Consider the following 24429-nt stretch of genomic DNA (forward strand, 5'->3'; position numbering starts at 1 on the left):
CTAAGTTATTAAAAAATATTTTAAAGTATGCAAAACATTCCTAGTGTTGACTTGCGTGATTTCCTGTCGGATGACCCGGCACGTAAACAAAAATTTGTAAATGAAATCGGAAGTGCATTTGAAGATATTGGCTTCGTAGCACTAAAAGGTCATTTTTTAAATGATCAATTGGTAGAAGAATTGTATGGTGAAATTAGAAATTTTTTCTCTTTACCCTTAGAAACGAAACGCAGTTATGAGATTCCAGGTATTGGAGGTCAGCGTGGTTACGTTTCTTTTGGTACAGAACATGCAAAAGGAAGAAAAGAAGGAGATTTGAAAGAATTTTGGCATTTCGGTCAATATGTGAGCGAAAATTCAAAATATGCTTCAGAATATCCTGAAAATGTCGAAGTAAAAGAATTACCTCGATTTAATGTTGTAGGTAAAGAAGCGTATCAAATGCTGGAAAAAACGGGAGTTTACGTTTTGAGAGCATTAGCATTGCGATTGGGTTTAGACGAATTCTATTTTGACAATTATGCCAAAGATGGAAATTCAATCTTAAGACCTATTCATTACCCGCCTATTACTACAGAACCTGCAAATGCTATTCGTGCTGCTGCTCATGGTGATATCAACTTAATCACCTTATTAATGGGAGCGCAAGGAAAAGGACTTCAAGTTCAAAACCACAACGGAGATTGGATTGATGCCATTGCTGAACCAGATGAATTAGTAATAAATGTAGGTGATATGTTGTCTCGTCACACGAATAACAAATTAAAATCTACTATTCACCAAGTGGTGAATCCACCTAGAGAATTATGGGGAACTTCAAGATATTCGGTGCCATTTTTTATGCACCCTGTGAGTGATATGCCATTGAATTGTTTAGAAAACTGTATTGATGCAGAACATCCAAAGCAATTTGAAGATATTACTGCTGGTGATTACCTATACGAACGTTTAGTAGATTTAGGATTAATCAAAAAATAATTCCTAATTTTACTTCTAGTAATAAAAGACATTGAGTTTACTTAATGTCTTTTTCTTTTTATAAATTTTAAATTAAAAGAAATAGAACGCGGATAACGCAGCTTTAAACGGATTTACGCGGATTAATTATATTCCTTAAAGATTTTTCTAAATCTTCAATTATCCAATTTCAATTAAAAAATAAAATATGGACTTACAAGACCAATTAAAAAACCTTTTCCCCAATCACGAACCTGGCCCAGAAGAAAAAATAGAAGAAGTGCCACATGAATTATATGTTCAAAAAGAACCTATGATTTGTAAATTCGAAAAAAGAAAAGGCAAAGCCACCACAATAATCGAAGGTTATGAAGGAACCGATGAGGATTTTAAAATCTTAGCTAAAGAAATTAAAACAAAACTGAGCGTTGGTGGTACTTTTAAAGACGATTCTATCATTATTCAAGGAGATTACCGTGATAAAATAATGGAAATGTTGAAATTAAAAGGCTTCAAAGTAAAACGTGTTGGGGGCTAAAAAAAGAGTTCAGTAATTTAGTGTTCAGTTGAGCAACTTGAAACCGTAAACTTTAAACAAAAATCTTAATGATACAATCATCAGAATTAATATTAAATCCAGATGGAAGTGTCTATCACTTGAATCTGAAACCAGAACATATCGCACATGATATAATCTTTGTAGGGGATCAAAACCGGGTAGAGAAAATTACTCAATTTTTTGACAGCATTGAATTTTCTACCCAAAAAAGAGAATTTAAAACCCAAACCGGAATCTTCAAAGGCAAAAGAATTACTGTAATGTCAACCGGAATCGGTCCAGATAATATAGATATCGTAATTAACGAATTGGATGCCCTAGTCAATATCGATTTAGAAACGCGCAAACCAAAAGACCATTTAACTACACTAAATATTATCCGTATTGGGACTTCGGGTTCTTTACAGGCAGATATTCCAGTAGATAGTTTTGTGATGTCTAAGTTTGGTTTAGGTCTGGACAACATGCTCCGCTCCTACTTGATTGACGAAGTTTCTAATAAAACCATGGAAAATGCTTTTGTAAGTCATACGAATTGGGATTTACGCAAGGGAAAACCGTATGTAATTGCCTGTTCTGAGGTATTAGAAAAAATAATTGAAAGCGACAAAATACACAAAGGAATCACAGCAACAGCTGGTGGTTTCTATGGACCGCAAGGACGTGTATTGCGTTTAAACATTCAAGATGAAGAGCTAAATTCTAAAATGGATAATTTTAAATTTGAAGAAAATAGGATTACCAACTTAGAGATGGAAACCGCAGCAATATATGGTCTTTCGGCGCTTTTAGGGCACAATGCCCTATCGCTAAACGCTATAATTGCTAATCGCGCTTCTGGAACTTTTAGCGAAGATCCTTACAAAGCGGTCGATGAATTAATTGCTTATACATTAGATAAAATCGCTACCATATAATTTTTTAGGAGCTAGTACCTGCTTTCCGCTATATCTCTTGTGTCCGCTATCGCTACCACAAGAGGATATCGCTCCTATCAGGGCTAAAAAAGAGTACACATGAACATTCGTATTGAAACCGAGAGATTAATATTAAGAGAATTACTCCCATCAGATGCTGAAGGAATGTTCGCTTTAGACAGGAATCCTAAGGTACATGAGTTTCTAGGTAATAATCCTGTGGTTTCAATTGAAGAAAGTAGAAAATACATTGAGAATATTCGAAATCAATACCTTGAAAACGGAATTGGTCGTTATGCAGTAATTCTGAAAGAGACAAATCAATTTATTGGTTGGTCGGGAATTAAGTACATCACAGAACCCGAAAATGGTCATGTTAATTTTTACGAAATTGGGTATCGATTTATAGAACAGTATTGGGGTAAAGGATATGCATATGAATCGGCCAAAGCTTGGTTAGACTATGGATTTAACACCATTAATATCAAAACCATATATGCATCGGCTCATATTGACAATGCCGCTTCTCGTAGCATTCTTGAAAAAATAGGAATGCATCTAAAAAATGAATTCGATTGGAATGGAATTCCGTGTGTTTGGTACAAATTAGATAAAAAAAACAATTAAAATGACAACAATAAAAATAGCTGGAGTACCAGAACATTTCAATTTACCTTGGCATTTAGCCATCGATAACAACGAATTTGAAGCTCAAAACATTGACTTAAAATGGACAGATGTTCCTGAAGGGACTGGTAAAATGTGTCAAATGCTTAGATCAGGAGAAACCGATATTGCTGTTATTTTAACTGAAGGAATCGTCAAAGATATTATTGCAGGAAATCCATCCAAAATTGTTCAAGTTTATGTAGCATCACCATTAATTTGGGGAATACATGTAGCTGCGAATTCTATATATAAAACTGTTTCTGATTTAGAGAATACTAAAGTAGCAATTTCAAGATTAGGTTCTGGCTCACAACTAATGGCATATGTAAATGCCAATAACCAAGGTTGGAAAACCAATGATTTACAATTTGAAATCATCAATACCATCGACGGAGCTGTTGAAGCTTTAACAGCTGGTGCTGCTGATTATTTTATGTGGGAACGGTTTATGACCAAACCATTGGTAGATTCAGGGGTTTTTAGACGTGTTGGAGACTGCCCTACTCCTTGGCCTTGTTTCGTTATTGCTGTACGTGATGAAATTCTAGAAAAACAACCTGAAATTATTAAATCGATTCTCGAAGTCATTAATAAAAAAACTGAAGGGTTTAAAAACATCTCTAATATTGATAAAACTTTGGCAACAAAATACCATCAAAAAACGGCTGATATTCAAGAATGGTTATCCTTAACTGAATGGTCTCAAGACGCATTACCAAAAAATTTGTTAAACAATATTCAAAATCAATTATTTCAACTTAAAATCATTGATAAAAAAGGTACTTTTGATGAAATTGTAAAAGCAATCTAGTTTTTACACTTTGTGGTTGCTATGATAAACATTAAAAATATTTCTTTACAAAATATAAAACAAAAACTTAAGGTTAAGAAGCCTTGGGATGATGTAATTATTTTTGTCTTAAATATTTTGATTGCTGTTCCTCTATTTATAATTGCTCATCAGAATTTAATTGAACTCAGTTGGGCCTATAATATTGATCGAATTTTACTTTTCTTAGTCATTATCATTCTTATACAACTTATATTGAGATTGTTAAGAACCATAATTATTGTATGCATTTTTCTCTATATTTTAGTTTTATTTTATGGAACTGCTTCAGGGAACTATGGATTTAATAGTGTTTATGAGGATTATGACTCGATGATTTATACTATGTCAGACAATCCAAATCCACAAGACATCATTATTTCTAAACTCCTCCCATTTCCCAATAAATCAAAGATTATCAATGCAATAGAATACAAAAATCCTAAAGTTCGTAATTTTGCCATCATGGCGACATCAAAATACTTTAAAAATGTAAATGGATATTCTGATTATAGAACGATTATACAATGCTTTGCTGTTTTTAAGGAAATAAATGGCCGCTGGAACTATGTAAGTGACCCAAAAGATGGCGATTACATTGCTACAGCCAGTGAATCATTAGATTACTTTTCAGGTGATTGTGACGACCACTCCATTCTTATGGCTGCGGCTGTAAGAGCTATTGGTGGCACACCAAGATTGATTCATACCAAAGGGCATATTTATCCCGAAATATTAATTGGGACTATGAATGATTTAGAAACCGTAAATTATTTGATAAAAAATATTTTGTTTAAAAAAGAAAGCTATAAAAAGCAGCTTCATTACCATATTGATGAACGGGGCCAAGTATGGCTCAACCTTGACTACACTGCTAAATATCCAGGAGGACCTTTCCTATCCGAAGAAATATTGGGTGCGTTGACATTGAATTAGTTGATTAGTTTAAATAACATTATTCTTCAAGAGATTAATTTTTAAGTGGATATATTGAATTTGAAGATTGTTTTTCAGCACATCATATTCAGCTCTTAAAAATTGATTTTTTACAGATGAATAAACAATAGCTTCAACTCTACCATTTGTAAATTTTGCTTGCATCGTTGTAAACGAAGCTTTTGCATATTTTTGTCTCTCTTTCAACTTTTCTTCTAGTTTCAAATAGTTGCTTTTGTTTTTTTCTTCTAGTGTAACTTGTTTATCCAACTCTTGCTTTTCTTGTTCGATAACCAACTTCGATTTTTGACTTTCAATTTTAGAAGCTATTATTCTTTTGTTATTTCTGAATCCGTTAAAAATTGGAATTGCTAATTGCATGCCCACTTGCTGGCTTTTATTATCAGCCAATTGATTCGAAAAAGAATCTGTTAAACCATTTGCATCCTTGATGTTTTTGTAATAAAAAGTTGAATAGCCGTAATAAGCCGAAAGAACTGGTAAATTATTCGCTCTTTGTAAACTAATCGATTTTAAGTTGTTTTCGTGCTGAAACTCGGCTCTTTTAATTTTTGGATTATAATTCGTGTTTGCAACAGCATCAGAATTGTTTTCATCAAAATAAACTTCCAGAACAACTGTTTCTGTTTCCACATTCAAAACATTCATTAGCTGAAACAGCTGCAGTTTTTGTATTCCGTACAATTGTTGAGATGTGATATAACTATTTTCTTCTTCCGAAAAACTCAATTGCATATCGTACAAATCACTTTGAGGTTTACTTCCTATTGCGACTTCTTTAGTAATTCGGTCTAAATTGAAAGAAGCTTGATGCAATTGTTCTTTCTGAATTTTCAATAATTCTTGCGTATAAAGTGCTTGGTAATAACTTTCTAAAAGCTGCAATTTATATTCGTTTTCAACAACTTCTTTTTCTGCTTTTGCGATTTCAATACTAATTTTATCTTTTTTAGCATTTGCAAAAGCACTGAAATCAATCAGATTTGTTTTAGCATTCAAATAAAAATTATCATTCTGAATGTTCGAACTTACTCTTCCATTTGTAGAAGGATCAATGGTAGAACCAAAATTGTAACTCTGTTCACCGTACAAATTAACCGACGGCAACATGCGGTTTAAAACCGAGTTTTGTGTCTTTTGAGTCCTTTTTACTTCGAGTAATCTAATTTTTATTTCGATATTATTCTGCAAAGCCGTTTCTATGCATTTGGTAAGCGGCCAAGAATTTTCCTGACCACTTACTAAAGCAAAAACTAAAAAAAGGGCTAACGTTAAAAATGGTTTCTTATTCATATTTTAAATATTTTAAAACATCTGTTTTAGTTGCTTGATAGGCTCTTGAAAGCACTATCAAAAGTGTAAGGAGTAGCAATATGACAAATCCAAACACAAATGGGAATAGGCTAATATCAATTCTAAAAGCAAAGTTCTCCAACCATTTGTTTAGTAAATAATAAACGGGAAATACTGCGATTGCGAAACCAATGATGCAATACAAAATGTACTGTTTAGAGAGTTCTTTCAATAATAAATTGGTTTCGGCTCCAAGGGTTTTTCTAATGGCAATTTCTTTCATTCGTCTTTGTATCGAATACGAAGCCAAAGCGAACAATCCGAAAAGTGCAATTAGAATTACAACTACATTCAGCAAGGAAAATAGATTCTTTTGCTTCACGTAGGATTCATAGGTTCGGGCGTATTGCTTGTCTACAAAATCATATTTAAAAGGAAATTCGGTATCGACTTTACTCCATAATTTTTCAATATCAGCGATCGTGCTTTCAATATTATCCGATTTTAGTTTTATATAAACTTTATTAATATTTTTAGCTATATCAACCGTTTTAAGATGATAAAAAAACATCCCTGACACCTCAACTTCAGGACTTAATAAATTAAAATCTTTAACAACTCCTATGATTTTTAATTTTCTTTCTTTGATAATTACTTCTTTTCCGATAGGATCTTTAAGATTCATCAACTTTTGTGCTGTTTCATTAATCACCACAGAACTAATAGTATCCGAAGCGCGTTTCGGATCAAGAGATCTTCCTTCTACTAGTTTTATTTTCATCATTTCGAACATATCAAAATCAACTGCAATTATTCGTGCTTTAAAAAGTTCATCATTGTACAATATACCTCCTAATGAATCATCTGAACCGTCAAATGAAATCAATCCTGTAGAAACTTGTTCGACACCTTTTATTTTAACTAGTTCTTGTTTTATTGTACTGTATTTATTGTAGATATTTTGCCCTACCTTTTCCACTTCATAATCCGTTTTAGGAAAATTCAAATTAACTTCAATCACTTGATCTCCTTTAAAACCTAAATCTTTATGGGTTAAATAATCGATTTGCTGATACACAATATAAGAACCTACAATAAAGAAGGTAGCCACGGTAAACTGGAAAACCAACATTCCGTTACGTAACCAGATTCCGTTTTTACTTCTTCCAAAATTACCTTTCAGAACTTTCAACGTTTCGAAATTAGCAACATAAACGGCTGGAAGCACTCCTGCCAACAAAACTATACAACCGAAAATCAGAATTAATTGCAGATAAAACTGACTGCCAATTATTCGTAAACTCTTATTTAAAAAATCATTGTAATACGGCAAAGTCAACTCAACAATAACTAATGCTAGCAAAATCGAAAACAAACTTATCAGAGCAGTTTCAAAAATAAATTGAATAACAATAGTCCTTTTTGAAGCACCCACAATTTTACGAACACCAACTTCTTTAGCACGTTTAACCGCATTAGCTGTAGCCAAGTTGATATAATTTACAATCGAAAGAATGAGAATTAAAACAGATAACCCAACCATAATCAACAAAAACTGATAATTACCTCTGCCTTCTGGATATCCATCTGCAATAGAATGTAATCTCGCTTTTGAAAGTGGCTCAATAACTACATCAAAATGTCCAATTTTCTTAGTCATTTCTTCGAAACTAAAACCTGCTTCCTTGGCAATTCTTCGAACAAAATCTTGGCTATACATTTTCTCTAAATTTTTGCGTGTATTCTCAATTTTTGACGGGTCTTTAATTTTAAGAAGTAACTTGAATATAAAAGGTCCTGTTAAATTTTCACTTTTATACTGCTTCATTGTATTCATTATAACATCTGGAGCAATTGAAGAATTCCCTGGAATATGATACACAGCGCGCACTATAAACATTTGATCCAAACATGTTATTTGTTTACCAATGGGGTTTTCGTTACCAAAAACTCGTTTAGCCATTACATCTGAAATAGCAACACTTGAATCATCTTTTAATGCTGAAGTAGCATCTCCTTTAATAATTTCAAATGGGAAAAGGGAAAAGAAATCAGCTTCAACATTAATAATTTTATCAACTGTTTCTTTCTTGCCTTTATAGATAATTTTATCCTTTTGATACCATCTGTCAGCATAAACTACCTTTTCGACATTAGCATCTTTATTTAAAACAGGTTTTAGAAAAAAAGCACAATCTGAAAATACTGGCATTCCCGTTAACTGCACTAAAACCTGATGCACACTGTTTTTTTCAGGATTCCAAGCATCATAACTTTGCTCATCATTCCAATACAGTAATGCGAAAATCAATCCTGAAATTCCGATGGCCAATCCAAAAATATTTAGGAATGAAAACAGTTTGTTTTGCCTTAAATGATAGATGAATATTTTTATATAGTTTAATAACATTATTTAGGTTTTGGTTAGTTATAAAAATGGGAACTCTTTTTAATTATTCGTATTTTAAGTATTTCAAAATATCCAGTTTGGTTACTTGGTAGGCTTTCGCTAAAACAACTATTAAAGTCAAAAATAATAAAGACACAAAAGCAATTGCAAAAGGTAAAAACTGAATATCGATGCGATATGCAAAATTATCTAGCCATTTTTGCAAAAGAAAATAGGCTGGAATGACTCCGATTATAAAACCTATTACACAAAAAACCACATACTGTTTTGATAATTCTTTGAGTAAAATAGTCGTTTCAGCACCCAAGGTTTTTCGAATAGCGATTTCTCGTAATCGTCTTTCCATTGAGAAAGAAGCTAAAGCAAACAATCCGAAAACGGCAATAAGAACAACAACAAGATTCAGTAACGAGAAGAGATTTTTTTGTTTGACATACTCCTTATAAGAACGGGCGTATTTCTTATCTACAAACTCATACGAAAACGGATATTCAGTATCCACTTTTGTGGTCCAAAATTGCTCAATATCGCTCATCGTGTTTTCAATATTATCTGTATTTACTTTTACAAAAATAGAATTCACATTTTGTGCCATCAATGGCATTGTCTTTAAATGCATGAACACCATTGGTGAGTTTTTTTCTTGTGGCCCTCTTAAATTAAAATCTTTTACAACGCTTATTATTTTGAATTTATCTCCATCACCAGAAACAATTTCTTTTCCTATTGGTTGTTTAATCCCTAATAATTTTACTGCCGTTTCATTAACCATTACATTATTAATGGTATCCGAAGCGTATTTAGTACTAAAATATCTTCCTTCTGTTAGTTTAATGTTCATCATTTCCATCATCCCAAAATCAACGGCCATATTCAAGCCTTGAATGTTTGCATTTTGATACAAATAATCTCGTGAAGAACGAGCACCATTTCCAAAAGAAAAATTTGCTGTAGCTACTTGATTAACACCTTTCATTCTGGTCAATTGCTCTTTTGCCTTCAAATAATCCTGAAAAAACTCTTTTTGATAACTTTCATCAGATTGTGTATCAAACTTTTTCAAATAATCAATTTCAACTACTTGATCGCCTTTAAAACCTAGATTTTTATTGGTTAAATGATTTACTTGTTGATAAACAATTGTCGATCCAACAATAAAAAAAACAGCTATTGCAAATTGAAAAACCAACATACTGTTGCGCAACCAAATTCCAGTTTTACTCCTATTAAAATTTCCTTTTAAAACTTTTTGAGTTTCAAAACTTGAGATATAAAGCGCAGGAAAAAACCCGCCAAGAAAGACCACAATTCCGAAAATAAAGATCAATTGTAGATAAAATTCACCTCCATAAATTTTCAAATCTTTCTCTAAAAATTCATTGTAATAGGGTAAAGAAATCTCAACGATTACTAATGCTAATAGAATGGATACTATAACAATTACAATTGTTTCAGAAATAAATTGGACGATAATATTTCTTTTACTTGCGCCCAATACTTTTCGCATACCGACTTCCTTGGCTCTTTTAATGGCTCCTGCAGTAGCTAAATTGACATAGTTAATAATGGAAAGAATCATTATCAGAATGGACAATGCTACCATTATCATTAAGTATTGATAATTCCCTATTCCTTCTGGATATCCCCAATTTGCATTTAATACCGAATTAAGACGGGCATTTTTTAAGGGTTCTAAATGTATGGCAACTATACCATGTTCTTTTATTTGCTGCTCTAAAGTGATATTGGCCTCTTTTGCTTTTTGTGTAATTACGTTGTCAATAAAAAGCTTTTCAATCTTACGTTCAACAACTTCCTTTTTAGCATTATCTTTAAGCTTAAGGAGTAAGCAAAAATTAAAAAGCTCCCATTTGTCCAAATTTGGGGTAATAACTTTTTTAAAATTATCCGTAAGTACCACATCAGGTGCAAATGAACTTTTCATTTCATTTTGGTACACACCACTTATGGTGTAGAAGTTTTTCCCAAACTTAATTTGCTTTCCTATTGGATTTTCATTGTTAAAAAAAGCTTTGCTAATTTTCTCCGAAATAGCAATCGACGATTCATCTTTAAGTGCATTTTTAGCATTTCCATAAAGGAATGGAAAAGGAAAATAGTCAAAAAACTTATTTTGAGTATTAAACGCTTTTTCAATTTTTCGCTTTTTTCCGTTATAGCTAAACAAGTCAGAATCGTACCAATTATAGCTGTAATTATAACTTTCAATATTGGGATCGTTGTTTAGATATTGCCCGATAGCGGCAACCGTATAGGGCCATTTTTCATTGTTCAGGGTATTTATAACCATATGAACATTCTCCTTTTCAGGATTCCACTCATTATAACTGTGTTCATTATTCCAATACAGTGTTGCAAAAATTAATCCTGCAATGCCAATTGCCAAACCTAAAATATTCAAAGCTGTAAAAAGCTTGTTGTTTTTAGTTTGATTTAAAAATATATTTATCCAACTCTTTAGCATGGTTATTCGTATTTTAAGTATTTCAAAACATCAACTCTAGTTGCTTGATAAGCTCTAGAAAGAACAACCAATAGCGTCAATACAAATAAACCAACAAATCCTATTAAGAAAGGATAGATCGAAATTTCAATTCGATAAGCAAAATTTTCTAACCATTTATTCAATAAATAATAAACCGGAAATAAGGCTATCAAAAAGCCTATGACACAAAAAACAATGTATTGTTTAGATAATTCTTTAAGCAACACATTAGTTTCAGCTCCAAGCGTTTTTCGGATAGCGATTGCTTTCATCCGTCTTTCAATTGAAAATGAAGCTAGACAGAACAATCCAAAAAGTGCTATGAGGATAACCACAACATTTAATAATGAGAACATATTTTTTTGTTTTACAAAACTGCTGTAAGACCTTTTATATTCTTTATCTACAAAATCATACGAAAATGGATAATCAGGATCGACTTTCTTTAACCAAAACTTCTCAATATCGGCAAGCGTTTTATCCATAGTTTTTGAATCTGCATCAACATAAATATTATTTAAGGCAAACGTTGTCCACGAATTTGTTTTAAAGTGAAACAATGACATTGGAGGAATAGCTTCGCTTGGATTACCTATGTTGAAATCTTTTACAACTCCAACGATAGTTATCTCTTTACCATTCCAATTCACTTTTTTACCAATAGGATTTTTCTCTTTTAATAGTTTCGCTGCAGTCTCATTTATTAGCATCGTATTAATAGTGTCCTGTGCAAATTTTGAACTTAAGTATCTTCCCTTTGCAATTTTTATTTGCATCATTTCTAACATTTCAAAATCAATCGGAATATTGTCTCCATCCACACTTAAATCTTTATATTGATACGATATTGTTGATTTTGCAGATCCTCCAAAAGCAAAACCTCCTGCTGCCACTTGTTTTACACCTGGAATGCGCAATAATTCATTTTTGATTGTTAAGTAACGGTCAAATCTAAAATCATCTGTTATCTCCTCTCCATATACACTACGATACGAAATACTTAAAATTTGATTGGCCTTGAAACCTAAATCTTTTCTATTCATATAATCAATTTGCTGGTAAACAATATAGGATCCGATGATGAAAAAGGTTGCAATTGAAAATTGAAAAATCAACATTCCGTTTCGTAACCATACGCCACTTTTACTTCTTCCAAAATTGCCTTTCAACACCTTTAAAGTTTCAAAATTTGAAACATATATTGCTGGAAATACTCCTGCCAAACAAACTGTAATACTAAATATTATAATAAGTTGTACATAAAATTGACTGCCTTGTACAATGATAGTTTTATTTAAAAAATCATTATAATAAGGTAACGACAGCTCAACAATTACAAGAGCAAATAAAATTGAAAACAACGATAGTATTGCTGTTTCAAAAACAAATTGCTGGATTATATTACTTTTTGAAGAGCCCATAACTTTTCTTACACCAACTTCTTTAGCACGTTTTATTGCATTTGCTGTTGCAGAATTGATATAATTTACAATTGAAAGTAGCAGAATTAAAACTGATAATCCAACCATAATCATCAAAAACTGAAAATTGCCATTTTCCTCAATTAATCCACCCGTTTTAGTATGTAACCTAACAGTAGATAAAGGCTCTAAATAGGGTTTGGTAGTTCCATATTTTTCAATGTATTGCGCTGGAGTAATTCCATTTTCTTTTGCATAACGAACCGTCATATTATCATAATAAAGTTTCTTTAAATCATTTTCTATAAATGAAACTTTATCCGGATTTTTAACTTTAAGAAATAATACAAACTGAAAATTCCCCCATTGATCAATTGTTTTTCTAATTCTTAAATCAATGAAATTGACTACACAGGAAGGATTATAAGAAGATTTTTTATCCATTTTATAAACGCTTCTTACTATCAATTTCTTATTCTGAAAGAGAACTTCTTTTCCCAGAGCAGTTTCTTTCCCAAAAATCTGCAAAGCTAAATCTTCTGATAGACTGATGCTATTTTCATCTGGCAACGCTGATTCTTGGCTTCCTTGTACAAATTCAAAAGGGAAAAATTCAAAAAAATTCTTTTGTGCTGATACTATTTTACTCGATTGCACTTTTTTATTTTTAAATCGAATTATATCGCTTTCATAATTTCCACTTAAATAACAATACGATGCTACTTCTGAACTTTTCTCTTTTATTGCAGCTCCTATTGGCGCTGAACTCGATGCCCAAAATGAATTTTCGCTCATTTGATTAGCTACCAAAAAAACGTTGTCTTTGTTAGGATTCCATGCATCATAACTTTGCTCGTCATTCCAGTATAAAGTAGCGAAAATCACTCCTGCAATACCAATACTCAATCCCAAAACGTTGAGAAATGAAAACAGTTTGTTTTGCTTTAAGTGATAAATAAATATTTTTATCCAGTTGATTATCATGTGATTTTGATTATATTGATTTTGATTTGATGATATGTTTTTAAGCTACTTACAATAGTATTTTGCAAAGCAACTCACAAACAAAAGTGATGATTGAAATTAGGAAAGTGATTATTTTTATACTTTAAAAACATCTACATTCCTTTGATTGTGCTTTTCAGAAAAGACAACTCCATCTTTCATCAAAATCGTTCTTTGTGAAAACGACGCGTCATAATCAGAGTGGGTAACCATCAATATTGTTGCACCGTTTGCGTGCAAATCGGTCAACAATTCCATTACTTCATTTCCGTTTTTACTGTCTAAGTTTCCTGTAGGCTCATCGGCAAGAATAATTTTCGGATCGTTAATTAAAGCTCTTGCGACAGCCACACGTTGTTGTTGACCTCCTGAAAGTTGTTGTGGAAAATGTTTCAAACGGTGCGAAATTCCTAATTTATTAGCAATCGCTTCTACTTTTTGTTTTCTGTCAGACGATGGAACTTTGTTATAAATCAGAGGCAATTCGATATTGTCATACACTGATAATTCGTCAATCAAGTTGAAATTCTGGAAAATAAAACCAATATTCTCTTTTCTGGCTTTCGATTTTTCTTTCTCTTTCAGACCAATTATCTCTTGGTTCAACAATTGATAACTCCCTCCTGAACCACTATCAAGCAATCCTACAATATTCAACAATGTTGATTTTCCACTTCCTGACGGCCCCATAATAGACACAAAATCACCTTGATTAATGGTTAATGAAACTTCGCTCAATGCCATAGTTTCTACTTCTTCTGTTCTAAATACTTTTGAAAGGTTTTTAATTTGAATCATACTGTTCGTTTTTTAATTGATGTTTATTTTTATAATTATTCTTGTCTCTTTGTTCTCTACTCTAGCTATTCTAAATTCAAAACTTCTACTTGTTTATAATCTTTATATGATGATGTAATTACTTTTTCACCTGCTTTTAGTCCGTCCAAAACTTCATAATACAACGGATTTTCTTGACCTAATTTGATGGCTCTCTTTTCCGCTTTATTTCCTTTGACCACAAAAATCCATTTTCCACTGGTATCTTCGTTAAAGCTACCTTTAGAAAGTACTAAACTTTTCGTTTTTTCAGATAAATTTAATTTCACTCCAAAACTTAACCCTTGTTTTAAATCTAATTTTTCCGAAGATACAAAGTCTAATTCTAATTGAAATCGCCCTCCTTTTACCTCAGGAATCACTTTCGTTATTTTAACCTCAACCTCTTTATTATCAAAACTTACTGTTCCTTTTTGTCCTTCTGAAATACGATCTAAATAAAACTCATCGACATCAGCAACCAGTTTATATCCTTTTTGATCATCAATAAAACCAATACTTGTATTTTGTGCATAGGTTTTTCCTAAAATTGGTTCAAAAGAAGAAAGTCTTCCGGAAATAGGTGCTGTAACAAGGAAATTCTTTTTATTGGTTCTTAAAATATCCAAACTCTTATTCATGAAATCTATGGATTGATTGAGTTGTCCTATTTGAACCTGATTGGCTTGTCTTTCCTTACTAACACTTTGTTTTATAATGTTCATTCGTTCTTTTTGAAAACGAAAATTTTCCTTCGTTTTCTCCCATTCACTCTTAGCAAGAATTTCTTGATCAAAAAGATTCTTATTTACATCATACAAATTTTTAGCATCTTGAAAATCGTGTTCAATTGATAACAAATCCTTTCCTAAATTTAGTTCTTGATTACGTAAATCGAGTTTTGCTTTATTCAAATTATTAATTTGCTCTATAATTGCTGTTTCTTGCTGCATATAAGCCAACTCTGAGTTGGGATTGTACAAACGTGCTAATGATTGCCCTTTAGTCACAAAATCACCGTTTTCAACAAATATTTCCTGAACGGCTCCACCTTCTATAATATTAATCAGCATCGAATTGATAGGAACGGCCTTAGCTTGAAAAGCCATGAAATCTTCAAAAAAATCATTTTCAACTGTTTTTATGCTAATTTCGCTTTTCTTCACATTCAAACTTCTTTTCTTAGTTACGGAAGTAAAGACCACATATCCTAAAACTAAGATAATAGGTAATGCGATTAATAGCTGTTTTTTTTTGTTACTTTTACTTTTAATAATGGTGTCCATTGTTGCTAATTTGCTGAACGTAAAGAGATTTTCGTGCCAAAAAGTTAAACTTTGTAACTCCCTTATTTTGAAGTTTTTATTTTAAATTGATTTTTTGAAGTGTTCATTTCCGAACACTTTTTGTCCGAAACCGAACACTAATGAAGAAAACCGACGCCGCAATTCTAGTTATAGATGATCAAGAAGACATCCTTTTTGCTTCAAAAATGCTACTTAAAAAGCATTTTGAAGACATTTATACCCTCAGTAATCCCAAAAACGTTGTCGAGTTATTAGCCAAAAATACGATTGACGTTGTTTTATTGGACATGAATTACCGAATTGGTTTTGAAGATGGTAAAGAAGGATTGTATTTATTGAAAGAAATAAAAACGCTTTCGCCAAAAACAGTTGTGATTTTAATGACTGCTTTTGGTAAGGTAGAAACAGCTGTTGAAGGCTTAAAAGCGGGGGCGTTTGATTATATTTTGAAACCTTGGGAAAACCAAAAACTACTTGAAGTAGTAAAACAAGCCGTTGATAAATCCCGAAAAGAGAAAAAGAAACCTACTCCAATTGAAATGGATACCGATTATTTCATTGGAAGTTCTGAAGCTATCAAAAAAGCGTATGCTGTAGCTGATAAAGTCGCTAAAACAGATGCTAACGTTCTGATTTTAGGAGAAAATGGAACAGGGAAATTTGTGTTATCACATCATATCTTTAGTCAATCAGAACGAAAAAACAATCCATTTATTCATGTTGATTTAGGTTCTTTAAATTCAAATATTTTCGAAAGTGAACTTTTTGGCTATATAAAAGGCGCTTTTACAGATGCAAAAGTGGATACTGCTGGACGTTTTGAAATGGCTCAAAACGGAACTATCTTTTTAGATGAAATCGGAAATGTTCCTTTGCATTTACAGTCGAAACTTTTACAAGTTATTCAAACCAAAACGGTAACGCGTTTGGGCGAATCAAAAGCGAGACCTTTGAATGTCCGCATTATTACAGCTACCAATTTAAATCTAAAACAAGAGGTTGCTGATAAAAACTTTAGAGAAGATTTATACTATCGCATCAATACGATGGAAATCATACTTCCTCCTTTGCGAGAACGTGATGAAGATAAAATTCCGCTAGTCAATTATCTTTTACAGAAAATGATTGAAAAATACCAACGTGACGAAATTGTTTTTGATTCTAAAGTAATAGAACAAATTCAGAAACACGCCTGGAACGGTAACATTCGTGAAATGGAAAACCGAATTGAGCGTGCCGTTATTCTTTGTGAAAACAATACAATTACTGTTTCTGATCTTGATTTAGATGAAATTACTCACTACGAAAATAGTCCTGAAGACGTCCAACTTTCTTCAATAGAAAAAGCAACTGTTGAAAAAGTGCTGCTAAAAAATGATAATAATATTTCTAAAGCCGCTGAGGAATTAGGTTTGTCAAGAGCTGCTTTATACCGTCGTTTAGAAAAATATAACATCACCACTCATTAATATGTTCCAATCTTCAAAAACATATCAACTGTTATTTCTGCGTGTGCTTGTCATCCTGTCGTGTTCAGTCTTTTTGATTTGGCTACTGCATAATGATTTAATATTTACCTCTTTATTTACGGTTGTCTTAATACTGTTGCTCCTTACTGAAATGTATTTTTACATTAAAAATGCTTTTTCAATTTATGACAGAACCATTACTTCTATTCTTCAGAATGATTTTACAGCCGATTTTTCAAAGCATAAATCACATAACAATTATATCAAATTATTTGAGTTGTATGAAAAGCTAAAATCAGATAAAAAAGAACAAATATCGAAAGATATGGTTTACCGCTCCATTTTAAATACGGTTGAAACAGGAATTATAATACTGCAAAAGCAAGAAAATGAATGGGATATTTTTTTGATGAATGACTATTTTTCTAAACATTTTAGTGTTCCCAAAGTTTCTAAATGGAAATACCTCAAGAATCAATTAGCTTCTTTATGCGAAATTATTGAAGAGCAAGATTTTCAAGAAATCAAGACTTCACTAGAAATTCGGGTAAACCAGCAAGACACACAAACTTTTGTTCTGCAAACCTCTAGAAGTGAAATTTACCGCCAAGATTATTTCATCATTTTACTGGATTCTATCCAGAATGTAGTGGAGAAAAAAGAAAAAGAAGCTTGGGGAAACTTAATGAAAGTCATTTCACATGAACTATTAAACTCCATTACGCCTATTCGCTCGCTTTCGCAAAATTTACACGAGTTAGTACAACAAGAAAGCATTTCTTCGGATGATCTTGAAGACATGAAAACCAGTGTAGCAACGATGTTACGCCGTAGTGACCATTTGCAACAATTTGTAGAAAGTTACCGTAAACTTGCCATGTTGCCATCACCTAAAAAGGAACAGATAAGACTGCAACAACTCATTGCAAATAGTTTTGAAATTATGACTCCTTTATTCATAAAAGAAGGAATTGAAGTTGTAAATACTATTACTATTAATCATTGGTTAGAAGCAGATTCAAAACAAATGGAACAAGTATTTATCAATCTATTGACCAATTGTATTTATGCCTTAAAAGAAATAGCACAAAAAAGAATATTTATTTCGGCTGAACCCAAAGAAAACAGGACATTCATAACAATTTCTGACAATGAAAAAGGCATTGAACCCGAAATAGAAAACAAAATTTTCCTTCCTTTTTTCACTACAAGAAAAGAAGGCGCTGGAATTGGATTAACCTTATCCAAAAATATTATCGAATCTCATGGTGGCTATCTAGCTTATAAAAATGAGGAAGAAAAAACTACTTTTGTTATTTGTCTTATTACAGATTGATTATAATTTTTCGACAAATGTTAAAGCAAAAAAAAACTTCTCAATTTCTTGAGAAGTTTTGTGGGCGATGAGGGGTTCGAACCCCCGACCCCCTCGGTGTAAACGAGGTGCTCTGAACCAGCTGAGCTAATCGCCCTATTTTTACAATTAGAATGATTTCTTATTCGTTATTGCGTGTGCAAATATACATCTAGAATTTGTATTTGCAAGCAAAATTTAAAAATAAATGAATAAAAAATAAGCAATAAATCCTTTAGTACTCTATTACAACATATTAATACTATTTTCTAAGGCTACAATTTTTTTGTAATGAAACGCTATAGTATTACATTTGTGTCATAAACAATATATAATGGCAAGGTTCAAAGAAAATGATTTACCCAAATCAAAAATTACAGCAAGTTCTCTCAATAAAGCAACCCTTATATTTCGATATGCTGGTAACCATCGTTGGAAATTTTATGTAGGTTTAGTCTTTTTACTTCTTACTGGAGCAACTGCCTTGGCTTTCCCTAAATTAATGGGATTGTTAATTGATTGTGTAAAAAACAAAGACAATGCTCAAGCCAATACCATCGCGCTATTTTTAATAGGTATTCTTTTTATGCAATCTATATTTTCATTTTTTAGATTGTCATTGTTTATTAATTTTACTGAACATACATTGGCTAACCTTCGTTTGTCCTTATACAGTAATTTGGTAAAACTACCGATGTCATTCTTTTCTCAAAAACGCGTTGGGGAATTGAATAGTAGAATAAGCTCTGATATAACGCAAATTCAAGATACGCTAACTTCAACAATTGCCGAGTTTTTAAGACAATTTATTTTAATTATTGGTGGTGTTGCTCTATTGGCGACAGAAAGTTTTAAACTAACCTTATTGATGTTATCAGTAGTACCATTAGTTGCTGTTGCTGCAGTAATTTTTGGTCGGTTTATTCGAAAATTTTCTAAAAACGTACAAGATCAAGTAGCCGAAAGTCAGGTGATTGTTGAAGAAACCATGCAAGGTATTAGTATTGTTAAGGCTTTTGCCAATGAATGGTATGAAATTGCCCGTTATGACGGAAAAATAAAAGAAGTAGTAAAATTAGCCATTAAAGGCGGAAAATATAGAGGGTATTTTGCTTCATTTATAATTTTCTGTTTGTTTGGTGCTATTGTAGCCGTAGTATGGTTTGGTGTTCGGTTGAGTATTAGTGGCGAGATGAGTGTGGGACAGTTAATTTCATTTGTCCTCTATTCTACTTTTGTAGGAGCTTCTTTTGGAGGTATTGCTGAATTGTATGCACAAATCCAAAAAGCAATTGGTGCCACGGAGCGTGTGTTTGAATTATTGGAGGAAACTCCTGAAAAAATTAATTCCGTACAAAATGCAGTAAAAAACAAAATTAAAGGAAATGTCACCTTCAAAAATGTGGCTTTCAGTTATCCGTCAAGAAAAGAAATAAATGTTTTAAAAAATGTTAATTTCACTGCTGAATTTGGACAAAAGATCGCTATTGTTGGCCCTAGTGGAACAGGTAAATCAACTATTGCTTCCTTATTATTACGTTTTTACGATATTGATAGTGGCGAAATTATAATTGACGGTAAAAATATATACGATTACGATTTAGAAAATCTTCGTGGAAATATGAGTATTGTTCCTCAAGATGTCATATTATTTGGAGGAACCATTAGAGAAAATATAGCCTACGGAAAACCTGATGCAAGTGAAGATGAAATTCTATTAGCTGCTAAACAAGCGAATGCTTTTAATTTTATCGAAGGTTTCCCAGAGAAATTTGAAACATTAGTAGGAGAAAGAGGAATCAAACTTTCCGGTGGTCAAAGACAGCGTATTGCTATTGCTAGAGCTTTACTTAAAAATCCAAGTATATTGATTCTTGATGAAGCCACTTCTTCATTAGACAGCGAAAGTGAAAAGCTTGTTCAAGAAGCTTTAGAAATATTAATGGAAGGTAGAACAAGCATCATTATTGCGCACCGACTTTCTACTATTCGTAGTGCCAATCAAATTCTGGTACTTGATAACGGAATCATCTCAGAACAAGGAACGCACCTAGAACTAATTTCTCTAGAAAACGGTAAATATAAAAACTTAAGTAACTTACAGTTTAGTAATTCTTAGTTAAGATTGATGATAAAAAAAACCATTTGCTAAAACAAATGGTTTTTTTTATAAAATTGGGTGTGTGTTTTTAAAATGAAAAAGCTACAGTGAAATATAATTTATTTTCCTTTTCTTCTTTTACGTTCCGCTTTTATCATCTCTAATTCGCGGCTCGTTTGTCCAGCCACAGAAGTATTCTCTTCAGCACGACGAATTAAATACGGCATAACATCTTTCACAGGACCAAAAGGTAAATATTTAGCCACATTATATCCATGATCCGCTAAGTTATAGCTTATGTTATCACTCATGCCATACAGTTGTCCAAACCAAACTCTATTGTCATTTGTCTTAATTCCTTTCTCGTTCATTAGTTCCATCAACGTATACGTACTCGATTCATTATGAGTTCCAGCAAAAATTGACATGGTATCTAAATGATTAATCATATAGTGTACTGCAGCATCATAATTGACATCCGAAGCTTCTTTTGTGGCGCATATTGGTGATGGATATTCTTTTTCTTCAGCACGAACATTTTCTTTTTCCATGTAAGCACCACGAACTAATTTCATTCCAATAAAAAAACCTTCTTTATCCGCCTGCTCTTTTAATTTCATCAAATAATCCAATCGATCCCAACGGTACATTTGCAATGTATTGAAAACAATAGCCTTTTCTTTATTGTATTTACGCATCATTTCAGTCACTAATGCATCAGCAGCATCTTGCATCCAACTTTCCTCTGCATCAATTAATAAGGCAACATCTTTTTTATGTCCTTCACTACAAACCAAATCAAAACGAGCTACTACTCTATCCCACTCCGCTTGTTCATCAGGAGTCAGTGGTTGCTTCTCCCCTATTTTTTCATACAATTCAAAACGACCAAGACCCGTAGGTTTAAAAACTGCAAATGGAATAGCTTGACGTTCTTTAGCAAAATCAATTGTTTTTAAGGTCATTTTTAAAGCGGCATCAAACTGATCTTCTTCCTCTTTTCCTTCAACAGAATAATCCAATACTGAAGAAACCCCTTTTGTATACATTTTATCAACAACCGAAAGACAGTCTTCTTCATTTACACCACCACAAAAATGGTCAAAAACAGTAGCTCTAATTAGTCCTTCAACAGGAAGATTTGCTTTTAAAGCAAAATTGGTAACTGCCGTTCCGATACGCACTAAAGGCTGATTTGCAATCATTTTAAAAAGAAAATAAGCTCTATCCAGTTCGGTATCACTTTTTAAAGAAAAGGCAACTTGTGTATTATTGAATATTTTTTCCATATGCTGATATTTTTTCACAAATATAGATATAGTTTGATTTTTCTTTGTCAATTTCTCATTAAATTAATCATAATTGTTTTTTATGATAATTTTCCTAAAAAATTATATCTAGGAAAAATATTCAATAAATTTGAAAAATATAAATTTGATTAAAAAACAGTAAATGAATAAGCATAAAAAAAATAGTCTTGAAAATCAGAGTAACAATGAATTAGATAAAAATAATACTGTTTTTTACGAAACAATAGTACTCCTTTTCATTTTTAGTTTTTTGATTATTGACTTTTTCCCACAATTTGGTAGTGTTGAAATTATTGCTCCGCAATTCTTATATCTCTCCTTTATCAATATAATTACAGCTGTTTTTTTATATAAAAATCAAGATCTTATTTCAAATGGTTTAGTAGCTGTATTCAAAAAGAGTAGTGTTCTTAAAGCGTATGTCAGTTTTTTACTATTTTGTGGTTTTGCTCTCTTTTCGGCTAACAATTTTTCGTTAGCGATTGTCAACTTTATGCAAATTATCACTGTTTTTTGTCTGTTTATAAATCTCTCTGTTTTATTACACAACAGATTAGATTTAATTTATAAAATTGTGTTTTTAGTAGGAATTAGTGTTTTTATACAAGCCTATTTAGAGCTCAATCATTTTATAGGAACAGCCAAAACATCTACTATTTTAAATGGTTTATCTGTATTAAAAGGTAACACAGGCAATGTTAATATTTTTGCTGCGAATCTATCAGGTAAAATACCGTTTTTACTCTTAGGAATTACTCATTTCACTAAATGGAAAAAAGGGTTATTAATCTTGAGTTTATTCTTAGCCTCTTTGTTGATTTTCTTAACTGCTTCTCGGGCGTCTTATATTAGTCTGTTTGTCGAAATTGTTCTTTTTATTATAGTTTTTCTAAAAATCAACAATCAAAAAAAGCCTAATTATATAAACTACATAAGTATAGTTCTCCCTTTACTTATTGCCTTTTTTACTGCAAATATCATTTTCGAAAAAAGCAATAACAATGACAGATATAAGTCGGTTACAAATCGTATTTTGCAAATTAGCGCTTCAAAAGAAAAGGATGCTTCAAAAAATGCAAGGTTAACTTATTGGGGAAATGCTATTGAAATTATCAAAAAAAATCCTGTTTTAGGAATTGGACTCGGAAATTGGAAAATTGAGTCAATGCCTTACGAAAAAACGCAGACAAATGATTTGCAAATTTCCGCTCATCCCCACAATGATTTTCTAGAAATTGCTGCCGAAACTGGAGTTTTGAACTCAATTATTTACTTATTTATTTTCATTTTTGGACTGGTACTAAACCTAAAAAATATTTTTAATAAAAACGAAAAAGAAGTACAAATTATAGCTTCCCTTGCTTTGTTATTAATGGTCAGTTATGGAATCGACGCCTTATTTAATTTTCCTTTGTACAGGCCTACTATGCAAATTAATTTTTGCTTTTTTCTAGCATTAACAATCTTAAATATAAAACCTACTGCTGCACTCAAAGAATTTGATTATAGGAAAGCGATTACTCTAATTCTAATTTTATTAAGCGTCGTCACATTTTATTTTTCATACAGTGCTTTCGAGGCTTTTAGATTAGAAAATGATACCCGAAATGATTTGGCCCAAAACGAATCTGATTACAACTATTCAGCGAAGGAAATTATCAGTAGAATTCCAAAATTTCCAAACGTTGCCATAAGTTCTCAACCTTTTATTGAATTAGCAGGAATCTATTCTTTAAAAGAAAAACAGTATCCGGAAGCCTTAAAATATTTTAACCTTTCTCAAAAAATCAACCCTTATACGGGAAGATCTGAGTGGTATAAATACAGAATCTATAAAGAATTAGGTAATACAGATAGCGCTTATTTCTATGCAAAAAAGGCTTTTGAAATTAGACCTCGAAGTGAAGACTATTATTTATCAGCTATTGTTGTAACAGTCAATAAAAAAGATACAACAGCAATTTTACAAATACACAATCAATTTACAAAGTACATTCAAAAACCAAATATTTGGATTAATACCTCTAGTGCATTGGCACAATCACAATATTCAAACAAAGCATTAATCCAATTTATTGATTCAGGATTATTGGTATTTCCTAACGACACAACGTTATTGAACCGAAAAAAATCATTTCAAAATGATGGATTAAGGACTAATACTATATCATCAAAACCAGTTAAAAATGAAGCCGTTAAACCTAATAACATCACTATTGCCAATCAATATGGGACCGAATCTAAATATGACAAAGCTATAGTATATTATAAAAAAGCATTATTAGATGATCCGAAAAATATAATAATTACACAGAATATAGGAATTTGTTATTTTAAGTTAAATCAGTTTAAAACTGCCATAATTTATTTAGAAAAAACCTTAAATTCGCCAACTCTAACTGATGGGAAAACTGAGTTTTTACTTGGAGCGTCTTATTTGAACACAAAAAATAGAGAAAAAGGCTGTCAAAATTTAAAATTGGCAGAGAACAAAAATTATCCTGGAGCTGCAGCATTAGTAGTCCAGTATTGTAACTAAATTAATTAAT

At 31.9% G+C, this 24429-nt stretch carries 17 protein-coding genes and 1 tRNA gene; 10 read left to right on the forward strand and 8 right to left on the reverse strand.

Annotated elements, in window-relative coordinates:
* Window positions 1-27: 27 nt before the first annotated feature.
* The 6 genes from AB3G36_RS12225 to AB3G36_RS12250 all read left to right on the forward strand — a co-directional run bounded on the left by AB3G36_RS12225 (window position 28) and on the right by AB3G36_RS12250 (window position 4867).
* Entirely contained in the window at window positions 28-978 is a 951-nt protein-coding gene (locus AB3G36_RS12225) for an isopenicillin N synthase family dioxygenase (protein WP_367753133.1), read from the forward strand.
* A gap of 187 nt (window positions 979-1165) precedes the next feature.
* Window positions 1166-1495 (forward strand): translation initiation factor, encoded by a 330-nt coding sequence (locus AB3G36_RS12230; protein ID WP_367753135.1) that lies wholly within the window; start codon window positions 1166-1168, stop codon window positions 1493-1495.
* Between the two features lie 68 nt (window positions 1496-1563).
* Window positions 1564-2433, forward strand: coding sequence for a nucleoside phosphorylase (locus AB3G36_RS12235; protein WP_367753136.1), 870 nt, complete (start codon window positions 1564-1566; stop codon window positions 2431-2433).
* A 99-nt stretch (window positions 2434-2532) separates the two neighbouring features.
* On the forward strand, window positions 2533-3060 hold the full coding sequence (locus tag AB3G36_RS12240) for a GNAT family N-acetyltransferase (protein ID WP_367753138.1): 528 nt from the start codon (window positions 2533-2535) through the stop codon (window positions 3058-3060).
* A gap of 1 nt (window position 3061) precedes the next feature.
* On the forward strand, window positions 3062-3913 hold the full coding sequence (locus AB3G36_RS12245) for a substrate-binding domain-containing protein (RefSeq protein ID WP_367753140.1): 852 nt from the start codon (window positions 3062-3064) through the stop codon (window positions 3911-3913).
* A gap of 21 nt (window positions 3914-3934) precedes the next feature.
* Window positions 3935-4867: a transglutaminase gene (locus AB3G36_RS12250; RefSeq protein WP_367753141.1), complete on the forward strand. Its 933-nt coding sequence runs from the start codon at window positions 3935-3937 to the stop codon at window positions 4865-4867.
* Window positions 4868-4876: 9 nt separating this feature from the next.
* Here AB3G36_RS12250 and AB3G36_RS12255 read toward each other — a convergent pair whose 3' ends face one another.
* The 6 genes from AB3G36_RS12255 to AB3G36_RS12280 form a co-directional block, all read right to left on the reverse strand.
* Window positions 4877-6181 (reverse strand): TolC family protein, encoded by a 1305-nt coding sequence (locus AB3G36_RS12255; protein WP_367753143.1) that lies wholly within the window; start codon window positions 6179-6181, stop codon window positions 4877-4879.
* On the reverse strand, window positions 6174-8591 hold the full coding sequence (locus tag AB3G36_RS12260; RefSeq protein ID WP_367753145.1) for an ABC transporter permease: 2418 nt from the start codon (window positions 8589-8591) through the stop codon (window positions 6174-6176). Before AB3G36_RS12260 ends, AB3G36_RS12255 begins: the two co-directional genes overlap by 8 nt.
* Before the next feature lie 43 nt (window positions 8592-8634).
* The gene (locus AB3G36_RS12265) at window positions 8635-11076 is read right to left on the reverse strand and encodes an ABC transporter permease (protein WP_367753146.1); all 2442 of its coding nucleotides are present in this window, start codon (window positions 11074-11076) and stop codon (window positions 8635-8637) included.
* A 2-nt stretch (window positions 11077-11078) separates the two neighbouring features.
* Entirely contained in the window at window positions 11079-13502 is a 2424-nt protein-coding gene (locus AB3G36_RS12270) for an ABC transporter permease (protein WP_367753148.1), read from the reverse strand.
* A 117-nt stretch (window positions 13503-13619) separates the two neighbouring features.
* Entirely contained in the window at window positions 13620-14321 is a 702-nt protein-coding gene (locus tag AB3G36_RS12275) for an ABC transporter ATP-binding protein (protein WP_367753150.1), read from the reverse strand.
* Window positions 14322-14386: 65 nt separating this feature from the next.
* Complete coding sequence (locus AB3G36_RS12280; protein ID WP_367753152.1) at window positions 14387-15625, reverse strand: efflux RND transporter periplasmic adaptor subunit; 1239 nt, start codon at window positions 15623-15625, stop codon at window positions 14387-14389.
* A 140-nt stretch (window positions 15626-15765) separates the two neighbouring features.
* Here AB3G36_RS12280 and AB3G36_RS12285 point away from each other — a divergent pair, with 140 nt between their 5' ends.
* Both AB3G36_RS12285 and AB3G36_RS12290 read left to right on the forward strand, forming a co-directional pair.
* On the forward strand, window positions 15766-17115 hold the full coding sequence (locus AB3G36_RS12285) for a sigma-54-dependent transcriptional regulator (RefSeq protein WP_367753154.1): 1350 nt from the start codon (window positions 15766-15768) through the stop codon (window positions 17113-17115).
* Between the two features lie 151 nt (window positions 17116-17266).
* Window positions 17267-18451 carry a PAS domain-containing sensor histidine kinase gene (locus AB3G36_RS12290; RefSeq protein WP_367753156.1) on the forward strand — a complete coding sequence of 395 codons (1185 nt, stop codon included), beginning with the start codon at window positions 17267-17269 and terminating at the stop codon, window positions 18449-18451.
* Between the two features lie 61 nt (window positions 18452-18512).
* Here AB3G36_RS12290 and AB3G36_RS12295 read toward each other — a convergent pair.
* Window positions 18513-18587 (reverse strand) — tRNA-Val (locus AB3G36_RS12295).
* 216 nt (window positions 18588-18803) lie between these two features.
* Here AB3G36_RS12295 and AB3G36_RS12300 point away from each other — a divergent pair.
* Window positions 18804-20588, forward strand: a complete 1785-nt coding sequence (locus AB3G36_RS12300; protein ID WP_367753158.1) for an ABC transporter ATP-binding protein — start codon at window positions 18804-18806, stop codon at window positions 20586-20588.
* 101 nt (window positions 20589-20689) lie between these two features.
* Here AB3G36_RS12300 and AB3G36_RS12305 read toward each other — a convergent pair whose 3' ends face one another.
* Entirely contained in the window at window positions 20690-21859 is a 1170-nt protein-coding gene (locus tag AB3G36_RS12305; protein ID WP_367753160.1) for a proline dehydrogenase family protein, read from the reverse strand.
* A 163-nt stretch (window positions 21860-22022) separates the two neighbouring features.
* On the opposite strand from AB3G36_RS12305, the gene AB3G36_RS12310 reads away from it, so the two are divergent.
* Complete coding sequence (locus tag AB3G36_RS12310) at window positions 22023-24419, forward strand: O-antigen ligase family protein (RefSeq protein WP_367753162.1); 2397 nt, start codon at window positions 22023-22025, stop codon at window positions 24417-24419.
* Window positions 24420-24429: the final 10 nt, after the last annotated feature.

The sequence above is a fragment of the Flavobacterium sp. WC2430 genome, from assembly GCF_040822075.1.
Taxonomy (GTDB): domain Bacteria; phylum Bacteroidota; class Bacteroidia; order Flavobacteriales; family Flavobacteriaceae; genus Flavobacterium.

Excerpts from the sequence above, each read along its gene's own strand:
- AB3G36_RS12225 (WP_367753133.1), top strand. The coding sequence starts at position 28 with ATGCAAAACATTCCTAGTGTTGACTTGCGTGATTTCCTGTCGGATGAC.
- AB3G36_RS12230 (WP_367753135.1), top strand. The coding sequence starts at position 1,166 with ATGGACTTACAAGACCAATTAAAAAACCTTTTCCCCAATCACGAACCT.
- AB3G36_RS12235 (WP_367753136.1), top strand. The coding sequence starts at position 1,564 with ATGATACAATCATCAGAATTAATATTAAATCCAGATGGAAGTGTCTAT.
- AB3G36_RS12240 (WP_367753138.1), top strand. The coding sequence starts at position 2,533 with ATGAACATTCGTATTGAAACCGAGAGATTAATATTAAGAGAATTACTC.
- AB3G36_RS12245 (WP_367753140.1), top strand. The coding sequence starts at position 3,062 with ATGACAACAATAAAAATAGCTGGAGTACCAGAACATTTCAATTTACCT.
- AB3G36_RS12250 (WP_367753141.1), top strand. The coding sequence starts at position 3,935 with ATGATAAACATTAAAAATATTTCTTTACAAAATATAAAACAAAAACTT.
- AB3G36_RS12255 (WP_367753143.1), bottom strand. The coding sequence starts at position 6,181 with ATGAATAAGAAACCATTTTTAACGTTAGCCCTTTTTTTAGTTTTTGCT.
- AB3G36_RS12260 (WP_367753145.1), bottom strand. The coding sequence starts at position 8,591 with ATGTTATTAAACTATATAAAAATATTCATCTATCATTTAAGGCAAAAC.
- AB3G36_RS12265 (WP_367753146.1), bottom strand. The coding sequence starts at position 11,076 with ATGCTAAAGAGTTGGATAAATATATTTTTAAATCAAACTAAAAACAAC.
- AB3G36_RS12270 (WP_367753148.1), bottom strand. The coding sequence starts at position 13,502 with ATGATAATCAACTGGATAAAAATATTTATTTATCACTTAAAGCAAAAC.
- AB3G36_RS12275 (WP_367753150.1), bottom strand. The coding sequence starts at position 14,321 with ATGATTCAAATTAAAAACCTTTCAAAAGTATTTAGAACAGAAGAAGTA.
- AB3G36_RS12280 (WP_367753152.1), bottom strand. The coding sequence starts at position 15,625 with ATGGACACCATTATTAAAAGTAAAAGTAACAAAAAAAAACAGCTATTA.
- AB3G36_RS12285 (WP_367753154.1), top strand. The coding sequence starts at position 15,766 with ATGAAGAAAACCGACGCCGCAATTCTAGTTATAGATGATCAAGAAGAC.
- AB3G36_RS12290 (WP_367753156.1), top strand. The coding sequence starts at position 17,267 with ATGTATTTTTACATTAAAAATGCTTTTTCAATTTATGACAGAACCATT.
- AB3G36_RS12300 (WP_367753158.1), top strand. The coding sequence starts at position 18,804 with ATGGCAAGGTTCAAAGAAAATGATTTACCCAAATCAAAAATTACAGCA.
- AB3G36_RS12305 (WP_367753160.1), bottom strand. The coding sequence starts at position 21,859 with ATGGAAAAAATATTCAATAATACACAAGTTGCCTTTTCTTTAAAAAGT.
- AB3G36_RS12310 (WP_367753162.1), top strand. The coding sequence starts at position 22,023 with ATGAATAAGCATAAAAAAAATAGTCTTGAAAATCAGAGTAACAATGAA.